This window comes from Oleiphilus sp. HI0061, assembly GCF_001635675.1.
Genome location: NZ_LWFE01000336.1, coordinates 1 through 8162, shown reverse-complemented (window position 1 = coordinate 8162; position 8162 = coordinate 1). Strand labels below are relative to the sequence as shown.

The 8162-nt window shown below is 44.7% G+C and carries 12 protein-coding genes; 10 read left to right on the top strand and 2 right to left on the bottom strand.

All coding sequences use genetic code 11. The features are described from left to right. From A3735_RS04615 to A3735_RS04600, 4 genes are all read left to right on the top strand, one after another. Positions 1-392 (top strand): sigma-70 family RNA polymerase sigma factor (locus A3735_RS04615; RefSeq protein WP_082885798.1); only part of this gene is annotated, 392 nt, incomplete at its 5' end. 21 nt (positions 393-413) lie between these two features. Continuing rightward, the gene (locus A3735_RS04610; RefSeq protein WP_068512395.1) at positions 414-806 is read left to right on the top strand and encodes a DUF3619 family protein; all 393 of its coding nucleotides are present in this window, start codon (positions 414-416) and stop codon (positions 804-806) included. Then, positions 799-1020 (top strand): hypothetical protein, encoded by a 222-nt coding sequence (locus tag A3735_RS04605; RefSeq protein WP_068512398.1) that lies wholly within the window; start codon positions 799-801, stop codon positions 1018-1020. The genes A3735_RS04610 and A3735_RS04605 overlap by 8 nt, the downstream gene beginning before the upstream one ends. Further along, positions 1013-1459: a DUF3106 domain-containing protein gene (locus tag A3735_RS04600; protein ID WP_068512401.1), complete on the top strand. Its 447-nt coding sequence runs from the start codon at positions 1013-1015 to the stop codon at positions 1457-1459. The genes A3735_RS04605 and A3735_RS04600 overlap by 8 nt, the downstream gene beginning before the upstream one ends. Positions 1460-1468: 9 nt before the next feature. Here the strand turns inward: A3735_RS04600 and A3735_RS04595 are convergent, their stop codons facing one another. Further along, complete coding sequence (locus A3735_RS04595; protein WP_068512404.1) at positions 1469-2320, bottom strand: autotransporter domain-containing protein; 852 nt, start codon at positions 2318-2320, stop codon at positions 1469-1471. A 140-nt stretch (positions 2321-2460) separates the two neighbouring features. Here A3735_RS04595 and A3735_RS04590 point away from each other — a divergent pair, with 140 nt between their 5' ends. The 6 genes from A3735_RS04590 to A3735_RS04565 all read left to right on the top strand — a co-directional run bounded on the left by A3735_RS04590 (position 2461) and on the right by A3735_RS04565 (position 7905). Next, entirely contained in the window at positions 2461-3567 is a 1107-nt protein-coding gene (locus A3735_RS04590) for a TRAP transporter substrate-binding protein (protein ID WP_068512408.1), read from the top strand. Between the two features lie 23 nt (positions 3568-3590). After that, the gene (locus A3735_RS04585) at positions 3591-4133 is read left to right on the top strand and encodes a TRAP transporter small permease subunit (protein WP_068512411.1); all 543 of its coding nucleotides are present in this window, start codon (positions 3591-3593) and stop codon (positions 4131-4133) included. After that, positions 4130-5410 (top strand): TRAP transporter large permease subunit, encoded by a 1281-nt coding sequence (locus tag A3735_RS04580; RefSeq protein WP_068512414.1) that lies wholly within the window; start codon positions 4130-4132, stop codon positions 5408-5410. Before A3735_RS04585 ends, A3735_RS04580 begins: the two co-directional genes overlap by 4 nt. Before the next feature lie 118 nt (positions 5411-5528). Further along, positions 5529-6638 carry an HD-GYP domain-containing protein gene (locus A3735_RS04575; RefSeq protein ID WP_068512417.1) on the top strand — a complete coding sequence of 370 codons (1110 nt, stop codon included), beginning with the start codon at positions 5529-5531 and terminating at the stop codon, positions 6636-6638. 112 nt (positions 6639-6750) lie between these two features. Continuing rightward, on the top strand, positions 6751-7557 hold the full coding sequence (locus tag A3735_RS04570) for a flagellin (protein WP_068512421.1): 807 nt from the start codon (positions 6751-6753) through the stop codon (positions 7555-7557). Positions 7558-7719: 162 nt separating this feature from the next. Beyond that, positions 7720-7905 carry a PEP-CTERM sorting domain-containing protein gene (locus A3735_RS04565; protein ID WP_068512423.1) on the top strand — a complete coding sequence of 62 codons (186 nt, stop codon included), beginning with the start codon at positions 7720-7722 and terminating at the stop codon, positions 7903-7905. Between the two features lie 25 nt (positions 7906-7930). Here A3735_RS04565 and A3735_RS30265 read toward each other — a convergent pair. After that, the coding region (locus A3735_RS30265; RefSeq protein WP_197485668.1) for a hypothetical protein at positions 7931-8162 on the bottom strand (232 nt) is incomplete at its 5' end.

The window sequence follows — 8162 nt, the reverse complement described above, 5'->3', positions numbered from 1 at the left end:
ACAAGTATAGCAACAAGCCGCTTGCTGACTTGAGACCCCTATTCTTCAGAATATTGGAAAACAGCATTTTGGATTGGCACCGTAAGGAGCAGCTAAAAAAGAAAATATTCTTCTGGCGAATTGATGAAAGTGACGCCGAAAGCGAAGTCGAAATGGCTGACCTCAGCGCAGACCCACTGAACTTATTGGACAGTGAAAAACTAGGAGAACATTTACTTAAAGTCATCGAACAACTTCCAGTCAAGCAGCAGCAATGCTTCTTACTCAGGACGTGGGAAGGTTTATCGGTTCGGGAGACTGCAGAAGTAATGAAGATCAACGAAAATAGTGTGAAGAGCCATTACTTTCGCGCTATGGAAAAGCTGCGCTCATCAAAAGCGCAATTGCAGTAAACCAGAGTTCAGGTCAAGAGAATGAACGATAAAGAAATTCAACAACGAGCTAAGCAAGCGCTGGACGAAAGTACCCGGAATCTTTCCCCTAAAGTACAGCGCAGCCTATATCAAGCAAGACAAGACGCTATGGCACAAAATTCAAAGCCATGGTTTAGGCACCCCTTAGTAGGATTCACAGTGGCAGCAAGCTTTTCGGCTGTTCTGTTGATAAACTATTTGCCACAGAAGCAAGGAGAAAATATTCCAAACCTTGTTCAAGCAAATATTGACGACTTTGTTCTACTATCGAACTTCGACGAAACAGACTTGGATATTGCAGAAGATTTAGAGTTCTCCTATTGGTTATCGGAACAACTAGAAAATGAAACAATACCTGAAACCTTATCTGTTAGTGAGCTGCGTAATGGCTAATGCATTCACTACTTTTCAAGTTCGAGCTAACGAAGCGCCTATTCAAGATATGAGCTTCTTTCTGTTTCTGGCCGAGACAATCGTCAATGGCAAAGAACTTGTAACGCCTATCGACTTACAGCAGATTAGCGATAACGAGCTGTCCAACTCCAAGGATCACGACTTGGTGCCCAGTGAACCTGAAAATAGCGAACAGGAGGCAAACCATGAATAAGCTTCCCAAGCACTTAATCACATTATTACTGGCCAGCTTTGTTTCGCTTTCTTTTGCAGAGGAATGGTCATCTTTGCCAAACGAAACCCAAATATTACTCAGCCCTTTTCAATCACAATGGGATAGCTTAGACAAAACCAAGCAAGAAGCCTTGGTTACAGGGGCAAATCGTTGGGCAAATATGGATAAGGAGCAAAGAGAACTTGCGAAGCAGCGCTTTTCCAAATGGCAAACGCTATCACCTGAAGCACGCTCGGCCTTAAAAGATAAAATGCAGCGCTTTAAAGCCCTGCCTGCTGAGCATCAGAACTCTCTGAGAAAGAGTATGCGTAAATTTAAGCAACTCCCAGAGGCAAAAAAGCAAAAGCTGCGTCAGAGCTTCAAGCGGCTCAGCCCAAGCCAAAGAGCAAAGCTAAGACGTAATATTCGCAAGCCTTAGTCACTTCTTCTACCAAACCAGCCCAAAGCGCAGGTTCCATTGGGTACCGATATTGTCGAGGTCAATCGCTTCTTCAAACGATAACTCGACTTGATATCGATCGATTAACAGCTCAAGGCCTGCGTTGATTGAACCAGAGCTATCGGTTTCCAGATCACTTTCAGTGCTAGACGTTAATGAAGCACTCCGGCGGAAGATACTCGTTCGCGTCAAGCCTTCGCCTTGGAAGAAGTTAGTCCAGGACAGACCAAAAAATGGACTTAATGCAGCGTGGCTATTCAATTCATAGAAGTAGCTTAAACTCAAAGACGGAGCCGCAAACCAGCCAGACTGACTGGCTTCCAAAGTAATAACATTTTCATTGAGGTAGCTTTGGTTGAGGGAGTCAACATATTGGAAGCCAAGCTGAAGTGAAGGTACGAGCGACCAAGCATCATAAGCAAAATAGCCACTAACTCCCGCACTGTATTCACTGGTCTCGCTATATTCTTCAAGCCGATTACCAGACGCTGCCCAAGCCTTCATCTCGGGTTTGCTATAGACATAACTCAATACCAGATCAACTGATAAAACAGGGTAGGCTAATGAAACACCAAAGCCCCACACCTTTTTCTCTAACTCAGCATCTTGGGCAAAGCTAGTATTTGCGGTTTCTTGCCAAGTATCCAGCGTGAGCATCGGCCCTTTCTGGCTAATAAAGGTGTATGTGAGATCTATAGATTCCGGGCTTAAATCAGCATCAAAACTATTGAAGCTAAGCGTTTCGCTATGCACGCCATAACTAAAGCTTAAAGAGTGCAGATTATCTTCACCAGACCAAGCAGATAGTGGAAATAACAAAAGTGCGAATAATCGATGCATATTAGGTATTTTGGTCCCATATAAAGAGTTCGAAGAGTAGCCTTAATGGCTCTGAATAGAAACCTATAAAAGCAATTCCACGCTTTCAAGCACACCCTAGTTCTGTTAAATTTCGCGCTCCACTTTCAAAAATAACAAGGATGCCACAAATGTCTCTACGAAAAGTCGTGAGCTTTCTAGCAATCGTCATATCAGTTCAGTTTTTAGTTGCCTGTGATGACAAGGTTGAACACACCCACAAAGTAGAAAAACAAGACTCATACACGCTAAAACTGGCAGAAACCTGGGGGCCTAATTTTCCTATTTTTGGTGACACCTCCAAGAATATGGCATCGATGGTCGAGAAGATGTCGAACGGTCGCTTAAAGGTCGTCATTCACTCTTCAAACAAGCATAAGTCTCCTTTTGGTATCTTCGATATGGTTAAGTCAGGCCAATACGATATGGGCCACTCTGCATCTTACTATTGGAAAGGTAAAGTGCCTGCCACCATGTACTTCACTACCATGCCTTTTGGTATGATCGCCTCCGAACAATATGCATGGTTTTACTACGGCGGTGGCATGGAATTAATGAATGAGCTATATGACCAGTACAATCTCATGTCCTTCCCTGGCGGTAACACAGCTAACCAGATGGGCGGCTGGTTCCAGAAAGAAATTAATACTGTAGAAGACCTGCAAGGATTGAAAATGCGTATTCCTGGCTTCGCGGGTGAAGTCATTGCCAAACTGGGCGCCAAACCTACGAATATTCCCCCAGGCGAGTTATATACCGCACTTGAACGCGGCACCATTGATGCGCTCGAGTGGGTAGGCCCCTCTCTTGACCTGCGCATGGGTTTCCACAAAATTGCACCGTATTACTATACCGGTTGGCATGAGCCCGGTGCTGAACTTCAGTTCCTGGTTAACAAGAAGAAGTTTGAAGGCCTACCGGCAGATCTTCAAGAAATCCTTAAAACAGCTATGAAAGCTTCCTCATACGATATGTATGCGCAAGCTATGCATGAAAGCGCTAAGAACTGGGCAACGATTAGTACCGAATATCCGAATATTCAAGTTAAAACCTTCCCTACTGAAGTACTTGCTGCGATGCGTCAGGCAAATGAAGACCTGCTAGCCGAAAGCGCCTCTAAAGATGAGTTCGCTGCGCGAGTGCTTAAGTCTCAGAAAGAGTATCTGGAAAAAGCACGTGCCTGGACCAATATGTCTGATAAGGCCTATTTAGATAGCACAGCCCCCTAAGATAAGGTCTGCACGTTAATACTATGCAAGTAATTCTAGCCCTGGATACTCTGTTTAAAAGCATTGCGCGTTTATGCGGAGTACTCTCGGCTAGCGCCATGCTCTTACTACTCATCAACGTTTTCTACGATGTGGTCATGCGCTATGGCTTTAATGATGTATCGATCGGTATGCAGGAACTGGAGTGGCATCTCTTCTCTTGCGTGTTTCTACTAGGTATTCCCTATGCGATTCAAGAAAATGCCCATGTCCGCGTGGATATTTTCTATGATCACTGGCAAGACCAGACCAAGGCCTGGATTAACCTCTTAGGTACGCTCATTCTTATCCTTCCCTTCATTATACTTGTGACTCACTTTAGCCTTGGTTTTGCTTATGAGTCTTATCAAATGGGTGAAGGCAGTGGTGACCCGGGCGGCCTACCTCATCGCTGGTTAATCAAGAGCCTGATTCCTTTGTCTTTTATACTGATTGGTTTGGCAAGTTTAAGCATGATCACTCAGGCTCTCCGTGTAATCGTTGGGAAAGAAGCTTACCCAAGAAGCAAAGAGGTCGGCTTGTCATGAGCGGTATCGTCATGTTCGTGGTTGCCCTGCTAATGCTGATGCTGGGCTTTCCCGTCGCCTTTACTTTTGCAGGAGTGGCTCTGGCATTTGGTATTTGGGCAGAGGGTTTTGAGCTGTTTGCTTTTATGCCCTACCGCATACAGAGCATTATGGAAAATACCATTCTGATGGCTATTCCCTTGTTCATTTTTATGGGCGTCATACTCCAGAAAACCAAGCTGGCTGAGCAACTCCTTGAATCGATGGCACAGTTATTCGGCAGACTCAATGGTGGCGTAGCCATTAGCACCATACTCGTCGGCTCTTTGCTCGCCGCCTCAACCGGTGTAGTCGGTGCCAGTGTGGTTGCGATGGGTTTGATATCCCTGCCTTGCATGCTCAAGTATAACTACGATAAACAACTCAGCTGCGGCACCATTTGCGCATCGGGCACCCTTGGTCAAATCGTGCCGCCTTCTATTATTTTAATTATTCTTGGCGATGTACTGGGTTTACCTGTTGGCGACCTGTTTAGAGCCGCTGTTGCGCCGGGGGTTTTGCTGATAGCTCTTTACATTGGCTACATAGTATTTGTAACAAGTCGAAACCCGGCCTTGGCTCCTGCTATGCCTATTTCAGAGGAAGATAAGAGCGAACAAATACGCAAAGCCTTATTAGCCATTATTCCTCCCTTAGCGCTGATTTTTGTTGTACTCGGTTCTATTTTTGCCGGTATTGCTACACCAACGGAAAGTTCAGCATTAGGTGGTATTGGTGCGATATTTCTGGTTCTACTCTACAAGCAGTTTAATTTCCAGATGCTCTGGGATAGCGCTAAGGAAACCGTCAACGTCACAGCAATGGTGTTCGCTATTCTGATCGGTGCCACGGCCTTCTCTATGACCTTCAGCTATTCTGGCGGCGATATGATACTGGAAGAATGGTTGTTGCAACTTCCAGGCGAAAAATGGGGTTTCTTGATTCTCACTATGTTGGTCATTCTGATTCTAGGCTTCTTTATCGACTTTGTTGAAATCTCTTTTATTATCATCCCTGTTCTGGCACCTATCGCAGAAACCCTAGGTATCAGCATGCTTTGGTTTGCAATTCTGATTGCAATGAACCTGCAAACCAGCTTCCTCACCCCTCCCTTTGGCTTTAGTTTGTTCTATTTAAAGGGTGTGGCACCGCCGAGCATCAAAACCAGTGATATCTACCGTGGTGTAATGCCATTTATTGCGATTCAGGTAAGCGTTCTTTTGGTCTTATTGATCAAACCAGAATGGTTCGGACTTTAAGTAGAATCTTATAAGCCAAGCCTAAGTTTGTGAACTAGTCAAAAATTTCGTTTATTTTTCCTCTCATGGTCTATTCTTAAAAGTAGGACTTAATAGCGCTTATCAAAACGGGATTGAAATGATGGTTACCACCTGCCCTCAGTTTACTGAGCTAGACAATGAAATAACGCAAGATTTTGCAGAGTGTTTACAAGAGAATATTGAGCAGATCGAAGCTTGTATCGCATTACTTGATAACTCAAAAGATCCGGAACTTGTTCATCGCCTTTTTAGAGACATTCACTCTCTAAAAGGTAATTGCCGTATGGTATTTCTCGACCCCTTGGTCGAAACAATTCACGCTCTCGAAGAAATCGTCTCTGACATGCGCCAAGGCCAGCGTACCTATCTTCCTATGTACGGCGAATTTATCTTTGCCATCGTTATTCGTATACGGGATATGATCAATACACTGATTAGTGATGGCCAGGTAGAAGGTACGCCTCAGGCGACCATGCTTAAGGTTATCGAAGATGTCAGAGGCTGCACTGCAGGCCAGGACCTGAAAGCACTTGATAAAGCAATGGACCAGCTGGTCGGGGCGAAGAAAAGTAGCACTGAAGAAGAAAAACCCGGCAGTATCGCGCTGAGCCTTGAGCATCAGGACAACCCTGACTTAGCATTTTTTAGAAAGCTTGCCTTACAGCTAGATGACTTAGGCATATACAAACAAGGTAGAACAGATTCCATTCTAGAGTTGTGCTTATCTACCAACAAAGACCTTGAAGAGCCTATCGATACAGACCAATTAACTGCTGCAGTCTATCTTCACGATATCGGCATGTCTTTAGTCTCGCCCGACATACTTAATAAGCCTAGCAAACTAAGCGACCAGGAATTTCGTACTATTCGCGGCCATATAGAGATGGGCTCAGAATTTCTAAGTCGTATGGAAGGTTGGACAGAAGCCGCCACGATGGTTGCTCAACACCATGAGCGATATGATGGTAAAGGCTACCCAAAGAATTTGGCAAACGAACAAATACACCGTGGTGCTATGTTAATCGCTTTGGCGGACACCTTCTATGCAGTAACCAACGAACGTGCAGATAGAAGCTACAAGAAGTCTCTGTTCAGTGCTGTCACACTCATTAATGGCGAAAGTGGCACGCAATTTCACCCTACCTATGTCGAAGCTTTTAACGAAACAGTTAGGCATCATTACGTCACTCGCAAAAATATGACATAAAATAGTACCCTAAACAGTAGCGCTGGTTACCAAGCGTTACTGTTTAATAAATGACCTGCTCGACTTCCCGCGCTATCATTAAAAAATAGCTATCTCGGCGGGAGCAATCATCATGACTATTTCACTCAACGGCGGCATTGGCAGCCCTCAAAGCCTTTCCAGTGCGTCCCAAACTGATAGACAACTGCAGCAGCTCAGTTCAGGAAGCCGGATTAATAGCGCAGCTGATGATGCAGCAGGCGCAGCAATATCTGAACGCTTGAATAGCCAACTAGGTGCTTTTGATGCAGGCATCCGTAACGCCAATGACTCCATTTCCGCAATTCAGGTTGCCGACGGAGCACTGAAAAGCCTTAACGATAACATTGGTCGTATACAAGAGTTGACGATTCAAGCTGGTAACGGTGCGCTATCCACACAAGACCGACAAGCCTTGCAAGAAGAAGCAAATCTCTTGATTGAAGACTCAAATAGCATTCTCGAAAACACTAACTTCAATGGCAAGGCCCTACTCAGTGGTGAACAAGACTTCAATATTCAACTGGATCAACCAGGAAAGAGCATTCAACTCGAAGGCAAAGACTTAGCCAAAGAGATCAAAGAATTAGGCTTTGAAGACGTAGACTTAAGTTCAGCTGAGCAAGCTAGCAAGTCATTAGAAACCTTAAACCAAGCATCTGAGCTAGTACTATCCCGCCAATCAGAACTTGGTGCCGTTAGCAATCGAGTCGAGAGTTCGATCGATAATATCGCCATATCCAAAGTTAATACGGCTGAAGCGAGGAGCCGAATCAGTGACACTGACTATGCTCAGGTGGCCTCAGACCTAGCTGCGAGCCAAATAAGAGATCAGGTACAGATCGCCGTACAAGGACAAGCGAATAGTCAACGTGGCGCTGTGTTACAGCTTTTATCCTAACTTTCAATCGCACTTGAGCTAAATCTGCGCTACACTCGCGCCCGAAATCTAGTGAGGGCTTCATCTATTAGTCACATTCTATAGATAGACTGCCATTCCATCTCACTGAAAGCTCCTTTATATCGTCTCACCAGTAAAGGAAAAATTACTAAGGAAGGTAAAATGAAACATATAAGTCGCGCGGTCGCGCTAGTTCTATTTAGCTTGATCACCATACAAGCTCATGCAAACCCAATAGTTACCGAAATCCCAGAACCAACGACACTATCATTGATAAGTATCGGTTTAATTGGTCTAGGTTTGGCACGTCGTAAAGTTAAAAGCACTGACAAAGCGGGAACTCAGTAGCCTTACATCAAGCTGGAATTCGACGCTATTCTACAGCCACGCTTTGTTTCTCTGCCTCTGCCGGCTTTGCACATCTAAGGGCAAAGGGCTCAAATACAGCACCAAGTAGTAATTGATCTTCATACATACTTGCCACACTCGTGCCTGAAATCAGCTCGCCACTATCATAGTAAATCGACTCGGCCTGCATCTTTTCACCAGACACATCTATTTTAAATGCTTGAGATGGAGAAAGGTGGCTTTCATCATGCATATGA